The organism is Streptosporangium becharense, assembly GCF_014204985.1.
Classification (GTDB): Bacteria; Actinomycetota; Actinomycetes; order Streptosporangiales; family Streptosporangiaceae; genus Streptosporangium; species Streptosporangium becharense.
The window spans coordinates 320,958-346,803 of sequence record NZ_JACHMP010000001.1 but is presented as its reverse complement, the minus strand read 5'-3'; the positions used below and the strand labels follow the sequence as shown (position 1 = coordinate 346,803).

Sequence of the window (25,846 nt, the reverse complement as noted above, 5' to 3'; positions counted from 1 at the left end):
CTCACTTGATGGCGATGGGGTTGACGGGGGAGCCGACCGCGCCGGTGACGGGCAGCGGGGCGGCGGTCAGGAAGAACTCGTGGACGCCGTCGGCGGCGCAGTGCCCGGCGAGGGCGTCCAGGTCCCACATCTCGCCGATGAGCAGGCCGATGTGCGGGATGACCACCTGGTGCAGCGGCTGGAAGGCGTGGTCGAACTCGTTGGGCCGCACCTCGAAGCCCCAGGTGTCGGTGGCGACGGCGGCGATCTCGGTGCGGTGCAGCCAGCCGGCGGTGGTGAAGGACAGGCCGGGGGCCGGGCCGCCGGCGTAGTCGCCCCAGCCGTCGCGGCGGGCCCGGGTGAGCTGCCCGGTGCGCACGCACACGATGTCGCCGCGGCCGACCGTGACGCCGTGCGCTCGCGCGGTGGCGGTCAGGTGCTCCTCGGTGATGGCGAAGCCGTCCGGCAGTTCTCCGCCGTCCCCGACGACGCGGCCGACGTCGAGCAGGACGCCGCGGCCCGCGACGGACGCGGCCAGGTGTTCGATGCCGGTGACCAGGTCGCCGGCGGAGGTGACGACCTGGTCGGCGGGGCGGCCGTTCCAGGCCCTGCCGTGGTCGAAGATGTGGCCCAGGCCGTCCCACTGGGTGGAGCACTGCAGCGGCATGGCGATGACGTCGTCCGCGCCGCCGAATCCGTGCGGGAACCCCTGGCCGCCGTGGACGGCGTCCAGGCCGGTGTCGGTCATGGTGTGCACCGGGTTGGTGCGGCGGCGCCAGCCCTTCTGCGGCCCGTCGGCGTCGAAACGCTGGGAGAGCGAGAAGGACACGCCGTGCCGGACGAGTGCCGCGCCTTCGCGGCGCTTGGCCTCGTCGATGAAGTTGACGGTTCCCAGCACGTCGTCGTCCCCCCAGCGGCCCCAGTTGGAGCAGCGGGCGGCGGCCTCGGCGATGGCCCCCTCGGGGTCGGTGCGGTCGGGCATCACGCGTCCCCCCGCGGGACCGGCCGCGCGGACTCGGCCACGCACCGGTTGCGCTGGAGGCCCAGGCCGGTGATCGTCCCCTCCATCACGTCGCCCGGCTCCAGCAGCCGGCCCCAGTGCATGCCGTTGCCGGCCGGGCTGCCGGTGAGCACGAGATCGCCGGGGAGCAGTTCCACGGTCTGCGAGACGTAGGAGACCAGCCGCGCCACGTCGAAGATCATGTCCTTGGTGGACTCGTCCTGCATGATCTCGCCGTTGAGCCTCAACGTCACCTGCAGGTCGCCGGGGTCGGCGACGAAGGCGGACGGCACCAGGTAGGGGCCGAGCGGGGTGAACGTCGGGGCGTTCTTGGCCCGCAGCCAGTCGGTGCCGATCTCCGGCATGTCACGGCGGAACACCAGCTCGCGGGCCGTGAGGTCGTTGGCGATGGTGTAGGCGGCGACGTGGTCCGCTGCGCGCTCGACCGGCACACGGAAGGCCGGACGGCCGATCACCGCCGCCAGCTCCAGCTCCCAGTCCGGCTTGGCGCACCAGGCCGGGATCACCACGTCGTCGTAGGGGCCGGTGACCGCCGACGGCAGGCCGACGAACACGTACGGCTGGTCCTCGGCCGCGCGGCGGTCCATCATCGCCGCGACCTCGGCCCGCACCTGTTCGGCGGGGCGGCCGCCCTCGGGCTCGTGTGCCACCGCCAGGTCGATGACGTGGGTGCGGTAGTTGGCGCCGGACTGCAGGATCTGCCGGGGCTCGACCGGGGCGTGCACCCGCAGGCCGGCCGACGGCAGCCACCGGCCGTCCGCCGACCCCCCGGCGGCGTGCAGCAGCGGCAGCGCGTCGTCCCAGCGCTCCAGCAGCGTGCGGGTGGTGAGCCCGCCGTCGTCCGGCGGCGCGCCGAGCGCGGGGACGGTGCGCAAGTCCAGGACGCGATCGCCGGTGACCAGGCCGGGAAAGGCGGGGCCGTTCCCGGAGGAGAAGGTGCCGAGCGCGAACGGACCGGCCAGGGGGGGATATGTTTCCACGAGGTTTCCTCCCGGTGTGGTGGCCCTAACCCTGGGCCATCAGAGAGGATCTGGGAAATCGATTCCTCGGATTAAAATCATCCACTGCACAGATAGCGTGGGGGAACGCGTGAACCTCGCCAGCCTGGACCTCAACCTGGTCGTCGCCCTGCGAGCGCTGCTGGAGGAGCGCAACGTCACCCGGGCCGGCGCGCGGATCGGGCTCAGTCAGCCGGCGACCAGCGCCGCACTGGCCAGGCTCCGCCACCACTTCTCCGACGAGCTGCTGGTCAGGAAGGGCAACCGCTACGAGCTGACTCCTCTGGGCACCGCGTTGCAGGTGCCCGCGACGAACGCCTGCGCCATGCTGGAGCGGCTGTTCACCAGCCGGGCGGACTTCCACCCGGCCACCGAGCAGCGTGACTTCGTCCTGCTCGCCTCCGACTACGCGATCGCGGTGTTCGGCGCCGAACTCGCCCGGATCCTGCACGCCGAGGCGCCCGGCGTCCGGCTGCACTTCCGGCACGTGGACCCCGGGATCGTGGAGGCCACCGGCACGGTGCTCAGCGGCGTCGACGGCGTGCTGATGCCGCACGGCGTGATCAGCGGGTTCCCCGCGGTGGAGCTGTACCGCGACGAGTGGGTCTGCCTGGTCGCCGCCGACCACCCCGGCATCGGCGACCGCATCACCCTGGACGACCTCGCCCGGCTGCCCTGGGTGGTCTACCAGCGGACGTTCGACGCGCCGGTCACCCGGCAGCTGAGCATGCTGGGCCTGGAACCGCGGGTGGAGGTGTCCGTGCAGAACTTCCACCTGCTGCCCAACCTGGTGGCCGGAACCGGCAGGGTCGCCCTGATCCAGCGGCGCCTGGCCCGGCTGCTGCGCGGGCTCGCGCCGGTCCGCGTGCTGCCCTGCCCTTTCGAGGCCATGCCCCTCCAGGAGGCCCTGTGGTGGCATCCCGTGCACAGCCAGGACGCGGCGCACATCTGGCTGCGCGAGATGGCGGCCCGGGTGGCGAACAAGATCATTGAACCTGATGGCAGCCGGGACGCCTCGGTGTAGCCGCGTCAGTGGACTCCCGGTCCAAGCCCTGTGACGGGGTTCGAAAGGGTACGGATCATGCTGTGCACGCCCACGCCTGGAGGTGGGAGAGCGATACAACACCATCCACGTGATGGATTCACCCATCTTGATTATCTATTTGTCAAATCCAAAGGGATCCTCCAGAGTGAGGTGAGTCACAAGGGCCGGTCGCCGGGAGAAGCCTCCCCTCCTCCGGTCACTCCTCAGCTCGGATGCTTCCCGGTCACCCGTCCACGCCGCCGGCTCTGAGCCCTGACCTGCGCACGAAAGGAGACTGGTGATGAACGCGCTTCCCGCATGCTCTTCCGGTGAGGCGGATCCGCTCTCCGGAGAGCTCCTTCCGGCCACCACGGATTCCGCGGCGGGCGCCTGCTCCGGGCACGATGATCCCGTGAGCGGCGGGCGTCCGGTCACCTCACCTGCGCGCCACCGGGTGGCTCCGCACCGGATCCGTGGCAGGAGCGCCCGGACGGCCTGCCCGGAAACCGGCATGCGCGATCTCCGGATCGGCCGCTTCCGACCCGGACCCGCGGCGGGGTCCGCGCACGCGCATCCCCTGGCTGAGATCGCCGTCGTCACGGCGGGCGAAGCGGTCCACCGCATGCCTGCCGGACCGCGCCGAGTCAGGCCGGGCAGCGTCATCCTCCTGCCCGCCGGCACGCGGCACGCCTATGAGGAGCGCGATCGGCTGGAGCTGTACGGCTGTGGCCTGCGGCCCGGCCTGCTCCTGCGCGAGCTGGCCTGGATCAGGGAGGATCCGCTTCTGTGCCGGCTGTTCGGCGACGGTGACGGGCACGATGGGCCGTGCCGGGCGGAATCGGATGTTCCCCCATTCGGCCCGCGTGCAACGGTCCCGGGCCGCCGGGAGCCGGTTCTCGACCCTCGGGCGCTGGCCGACTGCGTCGCGCATCTCGACATCCTGCGCGAGCTGGCCACCGAATCCGCGACCACTCATCGCGCCGATCTCGTCGGGCGGCTCCTGTTGTTCCTCAGCGCGCTCACCCGCGCCGGGACCGGTCCGCACAGCACGGCCGAACCGGTGCTTCCCCCTGCGGTGACCGAGGTCATCCGGCTGATGAAGAGCGATCTCGGACATGGCTGGTCGCTCGGAGAACTGGCCGACGCGTCCTTCCTGACCCCGGGCTACCTGATACGCCTGTTCAAGGCGAGCGTCGGCATGCCGCCCATCGCCTACCTCACGCACCTGCGGGCCGAGACCGCGGCGATGCTGCTCACGCAGACCGACCACCCGATCTCCCGCGTCGGGCACCTGGTCGGCTGGCCGGACCAGAACCACTTCGCCCGCCGCTTCAGGGCACACTTCGGCATGAGCGCCACGAGCTTCCGCGAGAGCTGCGCCCGCTGACCCGGACGCGGGTTTGCGGAGCACCGGCACGAGGCCGCCTCTTCGAGATCCGGATCCTGAACGCTTCCCCGGCCGTCAACCGCGTCGCGTCCGCCGGCACCGCGATGCCCGTGCCGGCCTGGGCGGCATCGGCGACGTTTCAACCAGGTAGAACGGCGACCGGAGCCGGCACACACCGTAGGGAAATCCACGGGATGAATGGCTGGTATCAGAAAGTTCCGTCTTCCGCATACGGGGTCCAATGCCCACAGTGATGTGTGCCACATCCCCCGTAACTTAGCGAGGCCGCATGTCCCCGCCGGTCACCTCCCGCCAGGCAGGATTCCCCCAGCTCGTCCTGCTGCTCGTCGGCAGCTGCATGCCTGTGCTCGGCGCCGTCCTGCTGTCACCGGTTCTGCCCCGGATGAGCCAACACTTCGCCACCACACCGGGCGCCGACGTCCTGGTCCCGGTGATCCTGACCATCCCCGCGCTGTTCATCGCGCTCGGCGCGCCCTTCGCCGGCGCCATCGCCGACAGGTTCGACCGCAAGCGACTGCTGATCGTCACCATGGTCGCCTACTCGATCTTCGGCACCGCTCCCCTCTACCTGGACTCGATCCAGGCCATTTTGATCAGCCGCATGCTGGTCGGCATATGCGAAGCGGCCATCATGACATGCTGCACCACCCTGATCGCCGACTACTGGTCCGGTCCACGTCGCATCCGCTACCTGGGCCTGCAGACTCTGGTCACCACAATCGCCGCGACCGTCTTCTTCGCGCTCGGCGGCCTGCTCGGAGCCGACGGCTGGCGCACGCCCTTCTGGCTGTACGGCGCCGCCGCGCTGGCCGCGATCCCCATGGGGATCTTCCTGTGGCAGCCCGCCGTAGCACGGCACGAAACGCGGCAGCCATGGCCCTGGCGCATCATGGCCGTCCCCAGCCTGGTGACCGTGGGCGGAGGCGTCGTCTTCTACACGTTGATCGTCCAGCTCGCCTTCGTCCTGGACGGTGTGGGTGTCACCGATACCGCTGCCATCGGCGGTATCACCGCGTTGATGTCGCTGGCGACCGCCGCCGGCGCCGGGCTGTTCGCCAAGGTCGCCACTCATGGAGCGAAGGTGCTGCTCGTCGTGGAGTTCGTCCTCTCCGGGCTTGGCCTGCTCCTGATCTTCGCCACCGAGGCTGTCCCTGTGATCGTGGTGGGGTCCGTGCTCACCGGCTTCGCCACCGGTCTGCTGCTGCCGACCCTGGTCACCTGGGCGGTCAACAGGCTGCCGTTCGCGCAGCGCGGCCGCGGTACCGGCCTGTGGACCGCCGCCCTGTTCCTCGGGGAGTTCCTATCCCCCCTGCTCGTCAGCGCACTGACCGCGGCGACCGGAGGGCTCGGCACGTCGCTGGCCATCATCGGCGTGGCGACGCTGGTACTGGCCGGTCTCGTCGCCACGCTCCTGGCCGTCCCGACGTCGCCGCTCAACACCGTCCCGGCCGAATAGATACAACGACGAGCACGTCGCCCACCTGCACTCGGTGATCGAGGCCAGGCTCCCTACGGCCTCGATCGCCGGCGGATCGTCGAAGCGCTTCATGGATGCGGTCAGGGAGATCCGGAGGCTCCCTGCCGCCTTCCGTCGCCTCTCCAGCGCCATGGGGGTCAACAGTCCACCGAGACGCATCACCAGGGTTCTCGACATCCGCTGTCGGCAGGATCGTCGCCGTCGATGTCAATTCCGTGCTGCAAGAGGTTCATCTCGGCCTATCTCCATGTTCACCCGGCGGTTGATGATCCGTGCAGAGTGCGAAACCTGGCGGAAACCCCCAGATGCCGGTTTCGTGGTTATCCCTGCCGGGGCCCACGGCCCCTTTCAGCTCCGGAGGACCAGGTGCACCACCGAACACGACGCGGGAGACGGATCGCGCTCGCCCTCTGCCTCGCCGTCCCCGCCACCGTCCTGCACGTCACGACGGCGTCGACCGCCGCGTCGACCGCAGCCCCACCCGCCTGCCCGTGGATGGACACGGCCAAGTCCGCCGACGCGCGCGCACGCGCGCTGCTCGACGCCTCCACCCTGGAGCAGAAGATGCGCTGGCTGGTGGAGCAGCCCGCAGCGGAACCGCAGCGGACGGAATTCCCCGACGGCGTCGTCTATCCCGCGCAGGTCGCCTGCACCCCCACCCTCACCTACACCGACGGGCCTTTCGGGATTCGCGGCGACACCGGGGTGACCGCCTTCCCGGCGCCCATCGCACAGGCGGCGAGCTGGAACACGGCCCTGAGCACCGCCAAAGGCCGGACGCTCGCCGACGAGGCGTTCCGCAAACGACGCAACGTTCTCCTCGGCCCGAGCATCGCCGGCGGGCGCACGCCGCTCAACGGCCGCACCTCCGAGTACCTCGGCGAGGACCCCCTGCTGAGCGGCACTCTCGCCGCGGCCGAGATCCAGGGCATCCAGAAGGGCAGCCCGCAGGCCCCGGTGCTGTCCGTCCTCAAACACTTCGTCGGCAACGAACAGGAGACCGACCGCACGCTCAGCTCGTCGAACATCGACGAGAGGACGCTCCACGAGATCTACAACCTCCCCTTCGAGATCGCCGTGAGGAAAGGCTCGCCCGGCGGGGTGATGTGCGCCTACAACCAGGTCAACGGCGTCCACTCGTGCGAGAACCCGACCCTGTTGACCGATCACCTGCACAAGGAGATGGGGTTCGGCGGCTTCGTCGTCTCCGACTTCTGGGCGGTCACCTCAACCGCCCCGTCCCTGCGCGCCGGCCTCGACCAGGAACTGAACAAACCGTCCTTCTGGACACCGGAGAAGCTCAAGGCCGCGCTCGCGGCCGGTCAGATCACCGCGGTCCAGATCGACACCGCCGCCTTCCGCGTCGTGCGGGCACTGATCACCGCGGGGCTCTTCGACCGGCCCTTGCCCACCACGGCGACCGCCGACGTGTCCACACCTGCCAACCAGGCCGTGGCGCGCCAGGTGGCCGAAGAGGGCAGCGTCCTGCTGAAGAATGAGGACGCCGCCCTCCCGCTCGGTGGACGTGGGCAGACGATCGCGGTGATCGGCCCGACCGCCTCACGCAACCCGACGAACGGCGTCAGCGCGAGCACCGTCTGCTCGGCCACCTGGTTCCTGCCGCCGGGCGGGACCTACGTCGACTGTCCGGCACCCGTCGCGCCGCTCGACGCGATCACTGCACGGGCGGCCCGAGACGGCAGCCGCGTCGTCTTCGACGACGGAAGCGACCCGGCCAAGGCGGCCAGGACCGCAGCGGACGCGGACGTGGCCGTCGTCTTCGGCTACTACACCGAGGGCGAGTTCACCGACCTGGCCGACCTGTCGCTGGACGGCGACGGCGACGCGCTCATCTCGGCCGTGGCCGCGGCCAACCCGCGCACCGTCGCCGTCCTGGAGACGGGCGGGCCGGTCCTGATGCCGTGGGTGGACGAGGTCGAGGCCGTCCTGCAGGCGTGGTATCCCGGTGTCCAGCAGGGCAACGCGATCACCGCCCTGCTGTGGGGCGACGTCAACCCCTCGGGCAAGCTGCCGCAGACCTTCCCCGCCTCACTGGAAGATCTGCCGACCGCCGGATCCCCCCGGCGGTACCCCGGAGTGCTGCCCGGCGGCGGCACGGAGCGGCCCGAGGGCGACCAGAGCATCCGGCAGGTGGACTACTCCGAAGGCCTCAAGGTGGGCTACCGCTGGTACGACGACCAGGGCATCGAGCCGCTGTTCCCCTTCGGGCACGGGCTGTCGTACACCACGTTCTCCTACAGCACGCTCAGCGTCACCCCGCCTTTGCCGGACGGGCGTCGGCCGATCAAGGTCAGGTTCCAGGTGACCAACACGGGAACGCGCTCCGGTACCGAGGTGGCCCAGGTTTACCTGGGACTCCCGGCCCGGGCCGGCGAGCCGCCGCAGCGGCTGGCCGGGTGGACCCGGGTGAGCCTGGCGCCGGGCGCCTCCCGGATGGTGGAGGTCGTCCTGGACCCGGCGGCGCCGAATCGCCCGCTGTCCTACTGGGACGCGGCGGCGGACCGGTGGGTCACGCCGTCCGGACAGTACACGGTACGGATCGGCACCTCCTCGCGGGGCATCTCGCTCACCGGTACGTTCCGCATCTCCTGAGCCGGGTGACCGGGCGGCCCGGAGTTCCGGAAGCGGGTGGAGCGGCTCAGCGCCGCTCCACCCGCTTCCCGACGTCGACGAGGACCTCGCGCAGCCAGCGGTGCCCGGCGTCGGCCTGGTTGACCGTGTGGTACCAGAACGCCTCGATCACCGGCACCGCCTCGTACGGGCAGGGCAGCACCTGGAAGTCGGCCAGCCCCTCCAGGCGCCGGGCCAGCCGCTCCTGGATCAGTGCGATGCGCCGGGTGCCGGGGACGAGGAACGGCAGCGACTGGAAGTTCTCCACGACGACCTCGACCCGCGGCTCCACGCCGAGCATGGTGAGCTGCCGGGCGGCCGAGGCGATGCCCGTCGGACTGTGGAAGGTCACCGCCCACGGGAGCTCCCGCAGGTGGTCCATGGTGATGCCGCGGCGCAGTTCGGGGTGGTCCCGGTCGGCGATGATGACCCACCGGTCGGTGTAGACGTCCACCGCCGGATGGGTGGAGATGAAGCCGTGCGGCATCAGCAGCCCGTCGACCGAGCGCAGGGTGGTGTCGATGTCGTCGACCCGCGGGATGTTGATCTGCAGGAAGCGCAGGCGGACGCCGGGGGCCTCGCGCTCCAGGGTGCGCGTGAGCTCTCCGCCGATGAGGGCCAGCGCGTAGTCGGAGCTGACCAGGACGAACTCGCGGTCGGAGGTGGCCGGGTCGAAGTCGGGCTTGGCGGAGAAGACCCGGTCGACGACGTTGACCGCGAGCGCCGTGGCGTCGACGAGCGAGGCGGCGAGCGGTGTGAGCTCGAAGCCGTTGCCGACGCGCAGGAGCAGTTCGTCGTCGAAGTGTCGCCGCAGGCGGGCCAGGGCGGCGCTGGTGGCGGGCTGGCTGAGCCCGATCCGCTGACCGGCGCGGGTGACGTTGCGTTCCTCCAGCAGCGCGTGCAGCGTGACCAGCAGATTCAGGTCCAGGTCTTTCAGGCCCACAGACCCTCCCGAATTCACAGAATGAATGGGTCCGTGCAGCTTATCTGTTTCTCAAATCCATCACAGTGCTCCACAGCGAGCGCGGTCGTCTGAGAGGCGGCGGAGGCCGGTCAGCAACGTGCTTCTCATCTCACTCGGGACGTTCTCCGGGTGTGATGACATCTCTCCATCCGGAGAGAGATCAAATGATGAGGCGCCACGTTCGCCCGGGACGTCACCGGCCACTGGAAAGCCGATCCGCCACAGCTCGATCTGCTACAGCAGACCGGCTCGCACGTCGAGCGCGCGGCTGAGCGCCATCCCGGTGATCTGCAGCGACCGGACCAATGACCAGGCGTGCTCATCGTTGGGCACCACCAAGCCGAGGGCGGCGACCACACGCCCGGCCACCCGCACCGGTACGGAGATCCCGGTGGCGTTCGGGCGGATGTGACCCGGGCAGAAGGCGAATCCGTTCCGGCGTACCTCGGCGAGGGCCGTGCGCAGGGCTCGCTGGTCGGTGATCGTATGCGGGGTGTAGGTCTGCAGCGGTCCGCGCAGCACCCGGTCCCTGACGTCGGCTGGCGCATGCGCCAACAGGACCAGGCCCGCTGATGAGGCGTGCAGCGGTAGTCGCCCGCCGATCTGGGTGACGGTGACGACCGCGCCGGGTGCGATGAGTCGCTCGATGAACAGCACCTCCTCGCCATCGAGGATGCCGAGCTGCGCGGAGTGGCCGACCACGCCGTGCAGGTCGCCCATGAACTGCATCGCGGTCTCCCGCAGCGTGCGCATCGGCGAGGCCCGCTGGGCCAGCTCCCACAGCCGGTTCCCGATCCGCACCCGGCGCTGTTCGTCCCGGGCCAGCAGCCCGTGCCGGGTCAGCTCTTCCACCAGGCGGACGGCGGTGGCCAGCGGCAGCGCGGCCCTGCGGCTGATCTGGCTCACCGTCAGCACCGGCTCCTGAGGGCTGAACGCCTCAAGGATGCGCACGGCGCGTGTCAGCACCGACTCGCCGCTGGATGACCTGGCCATGTCTCACATCATCGCTGGTCACCGACCGTTCTGGCACGGCGTCGTCCATTGAATGGATGCACCGTGGAAGGGCGTCGGTAACCGGCTCATCATCGACTGCTAACCCACCCCCCGAAAGGCCGGTTAGATGCACTCTCCTCCCGCGGTGCTGCGTGCCCGCATAGACGAGGCCCCGATGTCGCGCCTGCAATGGTCAGCGATCGCCGTATGCGTCCTGCTGAACGTGCTGGACGGCTTCGACGTCCTGGTCATGTCCTTCACCTCCGCCGCGGTGTCGGCCGAGTGGTCCCTGTCGGGCTCGCAACTGGGACTGCTGCTCAGCGCGGGCCTGGTCGGAATGGCGCTGGGGTCGCTGTTGCTGGCGCCGCTGGCCGACCGGATCGGCCGACGCGCGCTGATCCTGGCCTGCCTGGGGGTGGCCGCGGCCGGGATGCTGCTCTCGGCCGTCAGCCAGAACGCCGTCCAGTTGGGCCTGCTGCGCGTCCTCACCGGCATCGGCATCGGCGGCATCCTGGCCAGCAGTAACGTCATCGCCGCCGAGTACGCCAACCGGCGCTGGCGCGGTCTGGCCGTCAGTCTCAACTCCACCGGCTACGCCGTCGGCGCCACGGCGGGCGGCGTCATCGCGGTGGCGTTGCAGGACTCCTCGGGGTGGCGGTCGGTGTTCGCCTTCGGCGGCGTCGCCACTGCTCTGCTCGTCGGCGCGGTGCTGTGGCGGCTGCCCGAATCTCTGGACTTCCTGCTCACCCAGCGCTCGCCGCGCGCGCTCGACCGGTTGAACGCCCTGCTGGCCATGATGAGCCAGCCCGCACTGGGATCGATGCCCGAGCAGTCGGCCACCGCCGAACCCGTGCCCCGGATCCGGCAGATCCTCTCCCGCACCCAGCGCCGTAACACCCTGCTGGTCTGGGCGGGCTTCTTCACCGTCATGTTCGGCTTCTACTTCGTCACGAGCTGGACCCCCAAACTGCTGGTGGAGGCCGGGATGTCGGCCACCCAGGGCATCACCGGGGGCGTGCTGCTCAACCTCGGCGGCATCTTCGGCACCACCCTGCTCGGCCTGCTGGCCGCCCGATTCGCCCTCAAACACGTACTGCTCGGCTACGCGCTCGCCACGGCGGCGCTGCTGGCCGCGTTCGTGCCCGCCACCTCGGCGTACGCCCTGGTCCTCACGCTGGGCGTACTGATCGGACTGTTCGTCAACGGCTGCGTCGCCGGCCTGTACGCCCTGACCCCCTCCATCTACCCGCCCGAGGTGCGCGCGACCGGCGTCGGCTGGGGCATCGGTGTCGGCAGGATCGGCGCGATCGTGTCCCCACTGGTGGCCGGGTGGCTGCTGGACGCCGGATGGGGACCCGGGCTGCTCTACCTGCTGGTGGCCGTGGTCCTGGTCACCGGCGGGCTGGCGGTGCGCGCCTTCCGCATCCCGACCGAGGAGAACCGATGACCTCGCTGGACCTGAGAATCGCGACGAAGACGCAGGTGGCCGATGGCGTAGTGGCCCTGACCCTGGAGCACCCGCACGGCGGGCGGCTGCCGGACTGGACGCCCGGCGCGCACATCGACCTCATCCTGCCGAACGGGTTGACCCGCCAGTACTCGCTGTGCGGCGACCGCTGGGACCCGCACACCTATCGGATCGGCGTGCTGCGCGAGCTGGACGGCCGGGGCGGATCGGCCTACGTCCACGACGTGCTGGCCGAGGGCGACACGGTCGCGATCGGCGGACCGCGCAACAACTTCCCCCTCGCGCCGTCCGAGCGGTACCTGTTCATCGCCGGCGGCATCGGCGTCACGCCGCTGCTGCCCATGATCTACCAGGCCGAACTGCTGGACGCGGACTGGCACCTGCTGTACGGCGGGCGGACCCGGGCGTCGATGGCGTTCACCGGCGAGCTGGCCCGCTACGGCGAGCGGGTCACCCTCGCCCCGCAGGACGAATGCGGTCTGCTCGACCTGCCCGATCGGCTACCGCAGGGCACCAGGGTCTACTGCTGCGGTCCTGCGGGGTTGCTGGAGGCGCTGGAGCGACGGGCCGCGGACTGGCCCGCCGGATCGCTGCGCACCGAACGGTTCGTGGCCAAGGACCTGGGCACACCCGCCCGCGACGAGCCGTTCGAGGTGGAGTTGCGCCGTTCGGGGTTGTCGGTGACGGTCGCCCCCGGCCAGTCCGTCCTGCAAGCGATCAATGATGCCGGGGTTGGCGTGCTGTCCTCCTGCCGGCACGGCCTGTGCGGCACCTGCGAGACCGGCGTGCTGGAGGGAGAGCCGGACCACCGCGACGCGCTGCTGGACGACGCCGAGCGGGCGGCTGGGGACTGCATGTTCGTCTGCGTCTCCCGCTCCCGCTCCGACCGCCTTGTCCTCGACCTGTGAAGGATCCCGCCATGACCACCCTGCCCGTGCTGGACGCAGATCCGTTCGCCCATGACGTGCTGGAAGATCCCGTACCACTGCACACCGCCCTGCTGGCGGCCGGCCCGGTGGTCCACCTGCCCCGCTACGACGTCTACGCCCTCGCCCGCCACGAGCACGTGCACGCCGCGCTGGCCGACTGGCAGAGCTTCCCGTCCGGGGCCGGGGTGGGACTGAGCAACTTCCGCCATGAGAAGCCGTGGCGCCCGCCCAGTCTGCTGCTGGAGGCCGACCCGCCCCGGCATGACGCCCCGCGTGCCGTCCTGACCAGGATTCTCGGCCCGCGAGCACTGCGCAGGCTGCGCGAGCGATGGTCCGCCGAGGCCGAGGACCTGGTGGAGAAGGTACTGGCCGAGCACGAATTCGACGCGGTCACGTCGCTCGCCGAGGCCTTCCCGCTGCGAGTGTTCCCCGACGCGGTCGGCATCCCCCGCGAGGGCCGGGAGAACCTGCTGCCCTACGGTGACCACCTCTTCAACGCCTTCGGCCCGGCCAACGACCTGGTGGCCAAGGGCGATCCCCGGGTGAGCGAGCTGACGGCCTGGGTCGACGCCCAGTGCCGGCGCGAGGTTCTGGCCGATGGCGGATTCGGCGCGCAGATCTGGGCGGCGGCGGATCGCGGCGACATCACCTGCGAGCAGGCGCCGCTGGTCGTGCGCTCCCTGTTGTCGGCCGGGGTCGACACTACCGTGCACGGCCTGGCCGCCGTGCTGTACGCCTTCGCCACCCATCCCGAGCAGTGGAGGCGACTGCGCGAGGACCCCGGCCTGGCGCGGGTCGCGTTCGACGAGGCCGTGCGCTGGCAATCGCCCGTACAGACCTTCTTCCGCACCGCGGACCGTGACGTCCCGATCGGCAATGAGATCATCCCCGAGGGCAAGAAGATCCTGATGTTCCTCGCCGCGGCCAACCGCGATCCGCGCCGCTGGGACGACCCCGACGCCTTCGACCTGTCCCGTGACCCCTCCGGGCACGTCGGCTTCGGCATGGGCATCCACCAGTGCGTCGGCCAGCACGTCGCCCGCCTGGAGGCCGAGGCACTGCTGATCGCGCTGGCACGCCGCGTCGACCGCTTCGAGCTCGCCGGGACGCCCCGGCGCCACCACAACAACACCCTGCGCGCCTGGGAATCGCTCCCCATCCGCGTCCACCTGGAACAGAGGATCCGATGACATACAAAGCTCAGGCAGTGATCGCCCGCGCCAAGGGCGGACCGGTGTCCGTCGAGACCATCCTGATACCCGCCCCGGGTCCAGGTGAGGCGGTGGTCACCGTGCAGGCGTGCGGGGTCTGCCACACCGACCTGCACTACCGCGAGGGCGGGATCAACGACGACTTCCCGTTCCTGCTCGGCCACGAGGCCGCCGGGGTGGTCGAGGCGGTCGGCGAGGGCGTCACCGAGGTCGCCCCCGGCGACTTCGTGATCCTGAACTGGCGGGCGGTGTGCGGCCGGTGCCGCGCCTGCCTGCGCGGGCGCCCGTGGTACTGCTTCAACACCCACAACGCCACGCAGAAGATGACCCTGGAGGACGGCACCGAGCTGTCTGCGGCGCTGGGCATCGGTGCGTTCGCCGAGAAGACCCTGGTCGCGGCCGGACAGTGCACCAAGGTCGACCAGGCGGCGGCCGCGACGGTGGCCGGGCTGCTGGGCTGCGGGGTGATGGCGGGCATCGGCGCGGCGATCAACACCGGCGGCGTGACCCGCGGCGACAGTGTGGCCGTGATCGGCTGCGGCGGGGTCGGTGACGCGGCGATCCTGGGGGCGTCGCTGGCCGGCGCCTCGAAGATCATCGCGGTGGACGTGGACGACCGCAAGCTCGGCTGGGCCACGGACTTCGGCGCCACCCACACGGTCAACTCCCGCCAGAGCGATCCGGTGGAGGCGATCCGGGAGCTGACCGGTGGGTTCGGCGCGGACGTGGTCATCGAGGCGGTCGGCCGCCCGGAGACCTACAAGCAGGCCTTCTACGCCCGCGACCTGGCCGGGACCGTGGTGCTGGTCGGCGTGCCCACCCCGGAGATGACGCTGGAGCTGCCGCTGCTGGACGTCTTCGGCCGCGGCGGCGCGCTGAAGTCCTCCTGGTACGGCGACTGCCTGCCCAGCCGCGACTTCCCGATGCTCATCGACCTGTACCTGCAGGGCCGCCTGGATCTGGACCGGTTCGTCTCCGAGACGATCGGCCTGGGCGACGTCGAGGACGCCTTCGCCAAGATGCACCGCGGCGAGGTGCTGCGCTCGGTGGTGGTCCTGTGAGCACCGGAGCCGTCGCCGGCGGTCCTGCGGCGGGTACCCGAATCGACCGTACCGTCACCTCCGGCACCTTCAGTCTGGACGGCCAGACCTTCGACGTCGACAACAACGCCTGGGTCCTCGGCGACGACACCGAGCGCGTGGTCTTCGACGCCCGCACGACGTGGCGGCCGTCACCGAGCTGATCGCGGGCCGGAGGGGCGGTCCTCGACGCGTTCGGTGACCGGATGGTGAGCGTCCTGGTACGGCTCGGCGGCTGTCATGCCGGTGGTGTCTCCTGCTCTCGGTGTTCTCGGGTCCGCCTCAGGCGCCTTCGACGACCGGGTTCGCGGCGTCGTCCGGCTGCGGGCTCGGCGGGCCGAAGAAGGCGGGCCGCTCGGCGACCGGGTCGTCGGCGGCGTCGCGGAAGGCGCACTCGAAGTGGTGGCGTCCCGCGCCGATCTCGATCGGCCGGTCGGGCTCGGCGGGCAGGACGACCGTGGCCGTCGCCCCCGCGGGGACGGCGATCTCGACGCGGAGGCGACCGCCGGCGCGTTCCCAGCGCACCTCCGCCTTCCCGTACGGGGTCAGGTGCGTGGCGCGGGCGTGGCGCAGGCCCCCGCCGGGCACCGGACGCACCAGGATGCGCCGGTATCCGGGGGCGGCGGGGGCCAGCCCGGCGACGGTGCGGTGCAGCCAGTCGGCGACCGCGCCGAGCGCGTAGTGGTTGAAGGAGGTCATGTCGCCGGGGTTGACCGAACCGTCGGGCAGCAGGCTGTCCCAGCGCTCCCAGACCGTGGTGGCCCCCATGGTCACCGGGTAGAGCCAGGACGGGCACTCGCGCTGCATGAGCAGGTGGTAGGCGTCGTCGGGGGCACCGGCGGCGACCAGGGCGTCGCAGATCAGCGGGGTGCCGACGAAACCGGTGCCGATACGGTGGCCGCTCTCGCGGACGAGCTCGACCAGGCGCCGGCCCGCCCGGTCGCGGCGGTCGGCCCCGGCGACGAGGTCGAACCGCAGGGCGAGCGCGTAGGCGGTCTGGGAGTCGCCGACCAGGCGGCCGGAGGGCGAGACGTACTCGGCGTCGAAGGCGGCGCGCACCCGGTCGGCGAGGTCGCCGTAACGCCGACGCCCCTCCTCGTCGCCCAGCACGGCGGCGGCCCGCGACAGCAGGCGGGCCGAACGGGCCAGGTAGGCGGTGGCGACGAGGGCACGGTCGGTGCGCGCCTCGAAGGGGCGGTCCGGGGGAGCGGCGGGGTCGAGCCAGTCGCCCAGCTGGAAGCCCTCGTTCCACAGGTGGCCGTCCCCGGCACGCCCGGCGCACTGGTCCACCCAGGCCCTCATGCTCGGGTACTGCCTGCGCAGCGGCTCCGGGTCGCCGTAGCGCTCGTACAGCGTCCACGGCACGATGACGGCCGCGTCGCCCCACGCGGCGACGGGCTCGATCGGGAACAGCAGCTGGATCCACGGCACGTAGACCGGGACCGTGCCGAGCTCGGCCTGCTCGGCCGCCAGGTCGGCCAGCCAGGATCCCAGCATGCCCGCGCAGCCGTACAGGAACGCCGCGGTGGGGGCGAAGACCTGGATGTCGCCGGTCCAGCCCAGCCGCTCGTCACGCTGCGGGCAGTCGGTGGGGAGGTCGACGAAGTTGCCGCGCATGCTCCACAGCACGTTGTCGTGCAGCCGGTTCAGGGCGTCGTCGGAGCTGTCGAACCAGCCGGTCCGCTCCATGTCGGTGTGGCAGACGACCGCCCGCACGTCGGCCGGGTCCAGCTCGCCGGGCCAGCCGTCGATCTCGGCGTAGCGGAAGCCGTGGATGGTGAAACGCGGCTCCCACTCCTCGACGTCGCCGCCGCGCAAGGTGTAGGCGTCGACGGAGTGGGCGGCGCGCAGCGGCCGCACGCACAGCTCCCCGTCCTGGAGGACCTCCGCGTGGCGCAGGGTGACGGTGCGGCCCGCCTCGCCGCGGACCCGGATGCGCAACCGCCCGGCGATGTTCTGCCCGAAGTCGAGGATCGTCCGCCCGGAGGGGGAGGTGAGCACCTCGGCGGGGCCGAGTGTCTCCACCCGGCGTACCGGCTCACCGGTGGGTGCCACGAGCAGGGCCGGGTCGTGGGGCAGCGGGTCGGCGGGCAGCCAGCCGCCGTCGTCGAAGCCCGGGGCCGACCAGCCGTGGCGTTCCAGCCGGGCGTCGTGGCGTTCGCCCTCGTACAGGCCGGTGGCGGTGACGGGACCGGACGCGCAGCGCCAGTTCTCGTCGGTGACCACCAGGTCGGTCGTGCCGTCGGCGTAGGTGATCTCCAGTTGGGCGATCAGGGCGGTGCGGTCGCCGTACAGCCGGGTCCTGCCGCCCTCGAAGCCGACCTTGCCGCGGAACCAGCCGTCGGCCAGGGTGGCGCCGAGGGCGTTGCCGCCCTCGGCCAGCAGGCCGGTGACGTCGTGGGTGCGGTAGCGCAACCGGTGGGAGTAGCTGCTCCAGCCGGGGGCGAGCACGTCGTCGCCGACCACGCGGCCGTTGAGTTCGATCTCGTACAGGCCGTGCGCGGTGACGTAGAGACGGGCCCTGGACACCGGGGAACGCACGGTGAACTCGCGCCGCAGCAGCAGCGCCGGGCCGTCGGGCGGGCCCAGCAGCTCCGCCAGCGGCGCGACCGCGGCCGCCCGCCAGTCGGCCGCCTCCAGCAGCCCCGTCTCCACCCAGGACCAGGGGCTCCAGTCGCTGGCCGAGCCGTCACGTCCGTGCACGCGCACCCGTGCCCCGCGCCGCTCGCGTGAGGCCAGCGCCGTTCCCGGCCAGCCGACCAGTGCCGACTGCCCGGATTCGATCGGGCCGGTCGCGGTCCCGTCGCTGAGTTCGATCTCGTACGCCCGCTGGACCCAGCCGAGCAGGCCGGTGCCGACCGTCCACGACAGGCGCGGGGAGGGTTCGCCGATGCCCAGGGGGTGGCGGTGGTGCTCGTAGCGGGGTGCGGCGACGTTGAGGAAAGTCACGGGCGCGGTGCTCCTTGCGCTCAGCCCTTGACGGCGCCGGCGGTCATGCCGGCGACGATCTTGCGGTTGAAGAAGACGAAGGCCAGCAGCGGCGGGATGGTGATCAGGACGATGTCCATGAAGAGCAGGTTCCACTGCGTGCTGTACTGGCTCTGGAAGTTGTAGAGGGTGACCTGCACGGTGGCGTTCTCGTCGCCGGGCAGGAAGTACAACGGGTTGACGAAGTCGTTGAAGATCGCCACCGACTGGGTCAGGATCACGGTGATCGTCACCGGCTTGAGCAGCGGGAAGATCACCCTGAAGAACAGGGTGAACCCGCCGCAGCCGTCGAGCATCGCGGCCTCGTCCAGGTCGCGCGGGATGGCCGCGACGAACGCGCGGAACAGCAGCACCGCGTACGACAGGCCGAAGGCGACCTCGACCAGGATGAGCCCGGGCAGCGTCTTGAACAGTCCCAGCGCCTGCAGCAGCCAGATGGTCGGCACGACGGCGGGCGGGATGATCAGCCCGGACAGCACCAGGAAGTTGGCCAGCGCGCCGATCCTCCCGGCCCGGCGCTGCAGGACGTAGCCGGCCATCGCCGCGAACACCACGATCAGGGCCACCGACGCCACGGTGAGGATCGTGCTGTTGACATAGGCGCGCAGCAGCACGTAGTCCCGTGCCGAGATCACCTCGACGAGGTTCTCCACGACCGGCCAGCTGGTCGGCCAGGAGAAGTCCAGGTCGGCGGCCTGCTTGTCGTCCTTGACGGCCGTCAGCAGCATGAAGGAGAAGGGGACGAGGAAGACGACGGCGGCCACGACGAACGCGGCGGCCTCGGCGCTGGCCCTGCGCAGGCCTCCCACGGAGCCTCTCGCCGGACCTTTCACGGGGCGGCCTCTCACGGGGCGACCTGCCTTCTGCCCAGGAACCAGTTGAGCGGGATCACGATGGCGGTGACGACGACGAACAGCAGCACGTTGCCCGCGGTGGACAGGCCGAAGAAGCCGGCCTGGTACTGCTTGTAGATGATCGAGGCGATGACGTCGCTGGTGAAGCCGGGACCGCCGCGGGTCATCGTCCAGATGAGGTCGAACGAGCGCAGGCCCCCGATGAACGACAGGATGATCACCGAGTAGGTCGCCGGCCAGGACAGCGGCAGCGTGACGTGCCGGAACCGGTGCCAGGCGCCGCCGCCGTCCACCGCGACGGCCTGGTAGTAGTCCTGCGGGATGGACAGGATGCCGGCGATGTAGATGACGGTGGCCAGGCCCACGCCCTTCCACACGTCCACCAGCGCCACCGACAGCAGCGCGGTGCTCGCGTCGCCGAGCCAGTCCGGGCCGGAGATCCCCACCAGGGCCAGGACCTTGTCGACCAGGCCGGTGTCGGGCTTGAGCAGCACGCTGAAGGTGATGCCGACCGCGACCGTGGAGACCAGCACCGGGAAGAACACCACCGAGCGCAGGAAAGCGCGCAGCCGCAGCTTCGAGGTCAGCAGCACGCCCAGGCCCAGCCCGATCACGACCTTCAGTCCGCTGGTGACCACCGCGTAGACGACGGTGTTGCGGAAGCCGATGCTCAGGTTCTGCTCGGCCAGGAAGTCGCGGAAGTTGTCCAGGCCCACGAACTCGCTGTCGAACAGCGTCCAGCGGGTCAGCGCGAAGTAGAAGGCCATCACCGTCGGGATCAGGAAGATCACGGTGTAGACGACGGCGGCCGGCAGGTAGAGGGCGTACGGGTAGGCGGGACCGGTCCTCCGCCGGACGCCGCGGGGGTGCGCGCGCCGCGCCGGGAGGCCGGCCACCGTGGCGGCGCGGGAACCGGCCTCCCCGGTGTCCGGCCGGTGCCTGGTCACCACCCTTCGAGTCCCAGCTGCTTGGCCTGCTTGGCCACGTCCTTGTCGTACTGGGCCGCGCCTTCGGCGGGCGGGGTCAGGCCGGAGCCGACCGCGACGGTGATCTGCTCCAGGGCCGGGCCCTTGACGGGGGACAGGAACTCCAGCGCGGGCGTCGTGGCACCCTTGTCGATGTAGGCCTGCAGGTCCTTGGCCACCTGGATGGCGTCGTCCGGGAGCTCGGCACCCTCGACCCGGTACGGCCCGGCGGGCTGGACGACCTTGCCGACCGCCTCGGCCGCGGCGGGCGAGGCGACGAAGGCCAGGAACTTCTTGGCGGCCTCCAGCTTCTCGGTGCTCTTGGCGATGTAGATGCCCGGCGGCTCCCAGACGGTGGCGCCGTGCCTGGCCGGGTCGGTGCCCGGGACGCCGAAGAAGCCGATGTCGGTGGCGACCTGGGGGGTGTCCTTCAGCATGGGCGGCAGCATGGCGCTGAGCATCGGGTAGTGCGCACCCGTGCCCTCCACCAGCATCTTGAGCCCTTCCTCGGCGGTGGCCGAGCCGAAGCCCTTGTTGGCGTAGCCCTTGGTGTGCACCTCGGCCAGGTGCTCGAAGCCCGCCAGGGCGGCCGGGGTGGCGGCGAACTTCGCCTTGTTGGCCGTGTAGTCCCGCGCGAAGTCCGGCACCTGGGCCTGGACGTTGTGGAAGTCGCCGAGCACGAACAGCTGCGAGGTCCAGGTGTCCTTGAAGGTGGTGATCACCGGGGTGATCCCGGCGGCCTTGACCTTCTCGTTGTTGGCCATGAACTCGGCCCAGGTCGTGGGCGTCTTCAGGCCGAGCGTGTCGTAGACCTTGCGGTTGTACAGGATGCCGCCGCCCATGCCGGCGCCGGCCGGCACGCCGTAGACCTTGCCGCCCTGGCTGACCACCGGCAGGAAGTCCTTGTGCACGTTCGCCAGCACCGGGTCGCCGGTGAGGTCGACCATGGTCTGGGCCGGGTTGAGCGTCTGGAGCAGCGACCCGGAGTTGTACCAGAACACATCCGACATGTCGCCTGTCGAGAGCCTGGTCTTGACGATGTTGTCGCCCTCGGTGCCTCCCGGCCGCGTCTCCACCTCGACCTTGACGGTGGAGTCGGTCTTCATGAAGGCGTCGGCGAGCGCCTTGGCCCCGTCGAGGGTCAGCTTGTCCTTGTCCACGAGGAAGGACAGGGTGACCGGGCCGCCGGCGGCGGGCTCGGCCGAGCCGCCGCCGCAGGCGGTCAGCAGGAGGGACGCCGAGATCAGCGTCAGCGATGCCTTGAGTCTCACTTCATCTCCCTGGGGTTCTGCGTGGACTGGCTGGACGGCCGCAGCGGCGAAGGCCGCGCACGTGAGCCGCCGAACCCCCGAACGCCTCCCGCCGGGAGGAACCCGCACGGCGTTCCGTGCGGTCCCGACGGTGGAACGTTTTAATCGGCTGCGCGAGCCAGCAGTCCGGCACCGGATGTTTCCGGCAGGTTTCTCAGTGCTTGCAGTGGATGGTGCCCTCTGGAGGGGCAGGGCGGATAGGCCGCTATTCGCCAGTCGGTAGCACGAAATTAACCTCGGCTGGTGAGGCGGGGGAGGGGTAGGGTGCGCGCATGCATGACGATCCGGTGGCGGAGGCGGAGGGTCTGCTCTACTTCACCGACGGCTCACTCGCCTACGCCGGCCGCTACCTCCACCAAGGCTCCTTCCACACGCACACCCACAGCTTCGTCGAGGTGGCGGTGGTCACCGGTGGCGGCGCCGTCCACCACACGACGACGGGGCGGGAACCGCTGGGCCGCGGCGACGTCGTCCTGCTGCGGCCCGGCGCCTGGCACGGGTACGAGGAGTGCGACCGGCTGGAGCTGTACAACTGCTGCTTCAGCGTCGAGCTGCTGCACCGGGAGCTCGCCTGGAGCAGGGAGGACGCGCTGCTGGGATACCTGCTGTGGACCGGCCCGTACTCGATGGGCCGCAGGGGGACGCTTTCCCTCAGGCTCTCCGGCGACGCCCTGGACGCGTGTCTGACCCACCTGGACGGGCTGGAGCGGCTGCGCGCGCTTCCGGTCTCCCACCACCGCGGCGACATCATCGGCCACCTGTCGGTGTTCCTCGGCAACCTCGCGCGGGCCGCCGCGGAGACGAGGCAGGACGCCGAGGAACCGGCCGGGCCCGCGCATCCGGCCGTCGTGCGGGCGATGCGGCTGATGGAGGGCAGGGTGGCCCACGACTGGACGCTGACGGAGCTCGCCGGCCACCTGCACCTGACGCCGGGATACCTGGTGCGCCTGTTCAAGGCCGCGACCGGGCTGCCGCCGATGGCCTACCTGGCCAGGCAGCGGGTGGAGGTCGCCGCGACCCTGCTGCTGCTCGGCGAGGAGCCGATCGCCCAGATCGGCGAGCAGGTGGGCTGGGGGGATCCGAACTACTTCGCCAGGAGGTTCAAGGCCCACTTCGGAATGAACCCCTCCAGCTACCGCAGGAAGTTCACCCACAGGTCCGTCACGATATCCGGCGAGCTCCGCCGCGAACCCCGGCCTGCGGGACTGCCTTACGTGATCGGCGGGTGACCGCCTCCCTACCTGGACATGATTATGTAGATCGGTCTATTCTTCTGTCATGGCGGTCAAGGGAGATCGAACCCGGGCACGGCTGATCGACGCCGCGTGCTCGCTGGTCGAGGCGCGGGGCTACTTCGGCGCGGGGCTCAACGAGATGCTCCAGGCGGGCGGGGCCCCCCGGGGTTCGCTGTACCACCATTTCCCCGGCGGCAAGGATCAGCTGATCGCGGAGGCCCTCGCCGTCTCCGGCCGGGAGATCGAGGACCTGATCAGGAACGTGGCCGAAGGCGTCCCCGACACCGGGGCCCTGGTCGAGGCGGTGCTGGACGCGCTGGCCGACCGGATGCAGGAGGCCGGGTACGCCAAGGGCTGCCCGATCACCACGGTCGCCCTGGAGACGGCGGCCACCAACGACTCGTTGCAGCGGGTCTGCGCGGACGTCTACGACGGCTGGCAGCGGGCGCTCGTCGACCGCCTGGTCGCCGACGGCCACGCGCCGGGCCACGCCGAGGATCTGGCCTGCTCCCTGCTCGCCCTGATCGAGGGGGCACTCGTGCTGGCCCGCGCCGGACGCAGCCGGACGCCGATCGAGCGGGCACGGCGTTCGGTGAGGGCACTGCTCGGCACCTGACGGGCCGCACGGCCCCGTTCCGGCCAGTACGGGAAGACGGCCCCGGCGCGCGATCGTCGCGGTGACCGGCACCCCGTTCCGGCCGGAACGGGGAAGACCCTCGCGTCCGCCGGTTCGCCTGCGCCAAGAATATGTAGATCGATCTATTAGGAGAAGACAGTGATCGAGGAACCCCAGACCCTGGTCGCCGGTGCGACCGGACTCATCGGCCGGTGGCTGACGGCGGAACTGCTCACCCGGGGACGGCCGGTCGCGGTGACCGTCCGGGGCGGACCCGCCCGCGGCGCCGACCTGCGCGCCTGGCTGCGCGGACACGGCGTCGACGATCAGGCGCTCACCGTCGTCCCGGCCGACATCACCCGCCCCGGGCTCGGACTCACCCCGGGCGAGGAGGACCGGCTCCGTTCCGTGCGGGACGTGTTCAACGCCGCCGCGCTGTTCCGCTTCGGCCTGGGCCGCGACGAGGCCCGGCGGGCCAACGTCGACGGCGCGGTGAACGTGGTGCGCTGGGCCGGTGCCCGGCCACGCCTGCGGCGCCTGGTCCACATCTCCGGATACCGCGTCGGGGCCGAGACGCTCCCCTACCCCGCCCCCGAGGACCGGCTGGCCGAGGTGTACCGGCGTCACGGCGCGTACGAGGGGTCGAAGCGCGAGGGGGACGCGGCGGTCCGGACCGTCGCGGCGCGGGAAGGGATTCCGCTGACCGTGGTCAATCCCGCCACCGTGATCGGGCACTCGGTCACCGGTGAGGCCGGGCAGTACCTCGGGCTGGCCGACATGGTCCGGCGACTGTGGACGGGACGGCTCCCGGTGCTCGCCGGCACCCGGCGTACGTTCGTCCCTGTGGTCACCGTCGACCACCTCGCCCGCTTCCTGGCCGCCGTCCCCGAGCACGACCATGAGCCCTACCGCGCGCACTGGGTGCTGGACGACGCCACTCCCCACCTGCCCGACCTGGTCACGCTCCTGGCGCGGCACCTGGGCGTGCGCGCGCCGCGCGCGGTCGTGCCGGTCGGCCTGGTGCGACGGCTGCCCCGCGCGCTCACCGGGGTCGACCCCGAGACGCTGACCTTCCTGTCCGAAGACCGCTACGACACCTCGTCGGCCGACGCGCTGGCCGACGCCGCCGGGCTCAGCCACCCGCCGGTGGACGACGCTCTGCGCCGCTGGGCCGACCGGCTCGTCGCCGAACGGTTCGGCGACACCCGGCCGCCCCTGAGCGGAGGATTCCACCCGGTCGCCGGCGCCCCGGCCTATCTCGCCGGTGATCGCCTCTCTCCGGGGTACGTCCTGCTCCACGGCCTGCCGCTGACCGCCGAAACCTGGCAGGGCGTGCTGGGCGAGCTGGACGGCACGGCCCTGGTGGCCGACCTGCCCGGCCTCGGCCGCTCCGCCCGTTCCACGGCCGGCCCGGCGGACTGGCTCGCCGGGCTGCTCACGCCCCTGCGGACCCGGCCGGTGCTCATCGCGCACTCGGCGGCCACCGCGCCCGCCCTGCGCTACGCGCACGCCCACCCCGGACGGCTCGCCGCCCTGGTCCTCGTCTCGCCCTACTTCCTCCAGCGGCGCCCCCGCCGGCACCTGCGCACACCGGCGCTGGTCGGCCCCCTGCTGCGGACCGCGCCGGCCCGGCGGCTCGGCACGGCGCTGCTCGGCCCCGGCGTCACCGACGTCGCCGCGCTGCGCGCCGTGGACGACGCGGTCGCGCAGTTGCGGCGGCCGGGTGTCGCGCGGCGCACCGCGCGATGGCTCCACCGTGCGCAACACCCGGCCGAACGCGCCGAACTGAGGGCACTGACGGCCACCTGCCCCGTACCGGTCCACCTCGTCACCGGCGAGCGCGCCCCGCTCATCAACGGCATACCCGGCGTCCCGGTGACCGTTGTCCCCGGAGCCGGCCACCACCCGCAGCTCACCCATCCCGCGCACGTGGCCGCCGCCGCGAGGACCGGCGTCCGGACCGGCTGAGCCCGTGTCGATCTGTCTCCTGTGGGCTCGGGGTGAGGTGGCGGTGGCCGGCTCGGCGAGGTCGAAGACCTGTGGGGCGGCCTCGCCGGAGCGGAAGACGGGACTCGCCCGGATCGACCGGCGAACCGCACCGCCGGCACCGTCACGGCAGGCGGGTGTGTTCGGCTCGGCTGGTGGCGATGCGCTGAGTCGCGAGCGCGCGGGCCCGCTCGTCGTCGTGGCCGGTGAGCCGGGCGAGGATCGCCGCGAGCGGCCTGATCTGACCGTACCCGCCCCAGTGGCCCTCGGGAATCTCGGTGGGGAACACCCAGATCCGGCCGGGGTCGCGTGGCCAGGCACCGTTCTCGGCGTCCAGGATCGCCTCGGTGACGTCGGCGACGACGCCCGCCCGTTTCTCCTCGTCGAGCTGTCCCTCGGGTACGGACGGGACGACCTTGTAGCGCGGTGCCTCTGCGAGCGCTCCACCGACGTAGACGGCGGCCGGACGGTGTACGAACACCCAGGAGACGGACCTGGTCACCGGATCGGCGGGGTCGAATCCCTCGTGGCGGATCAGGATCTCGGTGATCCGGTTCACCAGGGCCGCTTCGGCTTCTTGCCGGAGCGCGCCGTCGGGGATGTACACGTCGAGCATGGGCATGGCCCGTCCTCCTGATTTTATTTTTTAAACTCAGAGCGGTGAACCTACGGAGGCTGAGTAGAGATTGTCAACTTAGGTGGGTACGATC

21 protein-coding genes are annotated in these 25,846 nt (G+C 71.2%); 12 read left to right on the top strand and 9 right to left on the bottom strand.

Annotated elements, in window-relative coordinates; genetic code table 11:
- Position 1 precedes the first annotated feature (1 nt).
- Both F4562_RS01575 and F4562_RS01570 read right to left on the bottom strand, forming a co-directional pair.
- Positions 2-961 (bottom strand): cyclase family protein, encoded by a 960-nt coding sequence (locus tag F4562_RS01575; protein ID WP_221207699.1) that lies wholly within the window; start codon positions 959-961, stop codon positions 2-4.
- Positions 961-1,980, bottom strand: a complete 1,020-nt coding sequence (locus F4562_RS01570; RefSeq protein WP_184546362.1) for a fumarylacetoacetate hydrolase family protein — start codon at positions 1,978-1,980, stop codon at positions 961-963. Before F4562_RS01570 ends, F4562_RS01575 begins: the two co-directional genes overlap by 1 nt.
- A gap of 109 nt (positions 1,981-2,089) precedes the next feature.
- Between F4562_RS01570 and F4562_RS01565 the strand changes: the two genes are divergently transcribed.
- The 4 genes from F4562_RS01565 to F4562_RS01550 all read left to right on the top strand — a co-directional run bounded on the left by F4562_RS01565 (position 2,090) and on the right by F4562_RS01550 (position 8,520).
- Positions 2,090-3,022 carry a LysR family transcriptional regulator gene (locus tag F4562_RS01565; protein ID WP_184546360.1) on the top strand — a complete coding sequence of 311 codons (933 nt, stop codon included), beginning with the start codon at positions 2,090-2,092 and terminating at the stop codon, positions 3,020-3,022.
- Between the two features lie 511 nt (positions 3,023-3,533).
- Complete coding sequence (locus F4562_RS01560) at positions 3,534-4,409, top strand: AraC family transcriptional regulator (protein WP_184546358.1); 876 nt, start codon at positions 3,534-3,536, stop codon at positions 4,407-4,409.
- 289 nt (positions 4,410-4,698) lie between these two features.
- Entirely contained in the window at positions 4,699-5,886 is a 1,188-nt protein-coding gene (locus F4562_RS01555; protein WP_184546356.1) for an MFS transporter, read from the top strand.
- 387 nt (positions 5,887-6,273) lie between these two features.
- Entirely contained in the window at positions 6,274-8,520 is a 2,247-nt protein-coding gene (locus F4562_RS01550) for a beta-glucosidase (RefSeq protein ID WP_221207698.1), read from the top strand.
- A gap of 46 nt (positions 8,521-8,566) precedes the next feature.
- On the opposite strand, the gene F4562_RS01545 is transcribed toward F4562_RS01550, so the two are convergent.
- Positions 8,567-9,481, bottom strand: a complete 915-nt coding sequence (locus tag F4562_RS01545; protein ID WP_184546354.1) for a LysR family transcriptional regulator — start codon at positions 9,479-9,481, stop codon at positions 8,567-8,569.
- A 255-nt stretch (positions 9,482-9,736) separates the two neighbouring features.
- Positions 9,737-10,495 (bottom strand): IclR family transcriptional regulator, encoded by a 759-nt coding sequence (locus F4562_RS01540; protein ID WP_184546352.1) that lies wholly within the window; start codon positions 10,493-10,495, stop codon positions 9,737-9,739.
- A 127-nt stretch (positions 10,496-10,622) separates the two neighbouring features.
- Between F4562_RS01540 and F4562_RS01535 the strand changes: the two genes are divergently transcribed.
- The 5 genes from F4562_RS01535 to F4562_RS01515 are packed head-to-tail and all read left to right on the top strand — an operon-like array spanning position 10,623 to position 15,346.
- Positions 10,623-11,942, top strand: coding sequence for an MFS transporter (locus F4562_RS01535; protein WP_184546350.1), 1,320 nt, complete (start codon positions 10,623-10,625; stop codon positions 11,940-11,942).
- Positions 11,939-12,871, top strand: a complete 933-nt coding sequence (locus F4562_RS01530) for a PDR/VanB family oxidoreductase (protein WP_184546349.1) — start codon at positions 11,939-11,941, stop codon at positions 12,869-12,871. Before F4562_RS01535 ends, F4562_RS01530 begins: the two co-directional genes overlap by 4 nt.
- Positions 12,872-12,882: 11 nt before the next feature.
- Positions 12,883-14,082: a cytochrome P450 gene (locus tag F4562_RS01525; protein ID WP_184546348.1), complete on the top strand. Its 1,200-nt coding sequence runs from the start codon at positions 12,883-12,885 to the stop codon at positions 14,080-14,082.
- Positions 14,079-15,164 carry an S-(hydroxymethyl)mycothiol dehydrogenase gene (locus F4562_RS01520; RefSeq protein WP_184546347.1) on the top strand — a complete coding sequence of 362 codons (1,086 nt, stop codon included), beginning with the start codon at positions 14,079-14,081 and terminating at the stop codon, positions 15,162-15,164. Before F4562_RS01525 ends, F4562_RS01520 begins: the two co-directional genes overlap by 4 nt.
- Positions 15,161-15,346: a hypothetical protein gene (locus tag F4562_RS01515; RefSeq protein ID WP_221207697.1), complete on the top strand. Its 186-nt coding sequence runs from the start codon at positions 15,161-15,163 to the stop codon at positions 15,344-15,346. Before F4562_RS01520 ends, F4562_RS01515 begins: the two co-directional genes overlap by 4 nt.
- Positions 15,347-15,464: 118 nt before the next feature.
- On the opposite strand, the gene F4562_RS01510 is transcribed toward F4562_RS01515, so the two are convergent.
- The 4 genes from F4562_RS01510 to F4562_RS01495 are packed head-to-tail and all read right to left on the bottom strand — an operon-like array spanning position 15,465 to position 21,260.
- Complete coding sequence (locus F4562_RS01510; protein ID WP_184546346.1) at positions 15,465-18,131, bottom strand: glycoside hydrolase family 78 protein; 2,667 nt, start codon at positions 18,129-18,131, stop codon at positions 15,465-15,467.
- 20 nt (positions 18,132-18,151) lie between these two features.
- Complete coding sequence (locus tag F4562_RS01505; protein WP_221207696.1) at positions 18,152-18,979, bottom strand: carbohydrate ABC transporter permease; 828 nt, start codon at positions 18,977-18,979, stop codon at positions 18,152-18,154.
- Positions 18,980-19,014: 35 nt separating this feature from the next.
- Positions 19,015-19,971, bottom strand: coding sequence for a carbohydrate ABC transporter permease (locus F4562_RS01500; protein WP_221207695.1), 957 nt, complete (start codon positions 19,969-19,971; stop codon positions 19,015-19,017).
- Complete coding sequence (locus F4562_RS01495) at positions 19,968-21,260, bottom strand: ABC transporter substrate-binding protein (RefSeq protein ID WP_184546345.1); 1,293 nt, start codon at positions 21,258-21,260, stop codon at positions 19,968-19,970. Before F4562_RS01495 ends, F4562_RS01500 begins: the two co-directional genes overlap by 4 nt.
- Before the next feature lie 311 nt (positions 21,261-21,571).
- Here F4562_RS01495 and F4562_RS01490 point away from each other — a divergent pair, with 311 nt between their 5' ends.
- The 3 genes from F4562_RS01490 (at position 21,572) to F4562_RS01480 (ending at position 25,118) form a co-directional block, all read left to right on the top strand.
- On the top strand, positions 21,572-22,528 hold the full coding sequence (locus tag F4562_RS01490) for an AraC family transcriptional regulator (RefSeq protein ID WP_184546344.1): 957 nt from the start codon (positions 21,572-21,574) through the stop codon (positions 22,526-22,528).
- A gap of 49 nt (positions 22,529-22,577) precedes the next feature.
- Positions 22,578-23,150: a TetR/AcrR family transcriptional regulator gene (locus tag F4562_RS01485; RefSeq protein ID WP_184546343.1), complete on the top strand. Its 573-nt coding sequence runs from the start codon at positions 22,578-22,580 to the stop codon at positions 23,148-23,150.
- 159 nt (positions 23,151-23,309) lie between these two features.
- Positions 23,310-25,118 carry an alpha/beta fold hydrolase gene (locus F4562_RS01480; protein ID WP_311734218.1) on the top strand — a complete coding sequence of 603 codons (1,809 nt, stop codon included), beginning with the start codon at positions 23,310-23,312 and terminating at the stop codon, positions 25,116-25,118.
- A 142-nt stretch (positions 25,119-25,260) separates the two neighbouring features.
- Here the strand turns inward: F4562_RS01480 and F4562_RS01475 are convergent, their stop codons facing one another.
- Positions 25,261-25,758 (bottom strand): tautomerase family protein, encoded by a 498-nt coding sequence (locus tag F4562_RS01475; RefSeq protein WP_184546342.1) that lies wholly within the window; start codon positions 25,756-25,758, stop codon positions 25,261-25,263.
- Positions 25,759-25,846 lie beyond the last annotated feature (88 nt).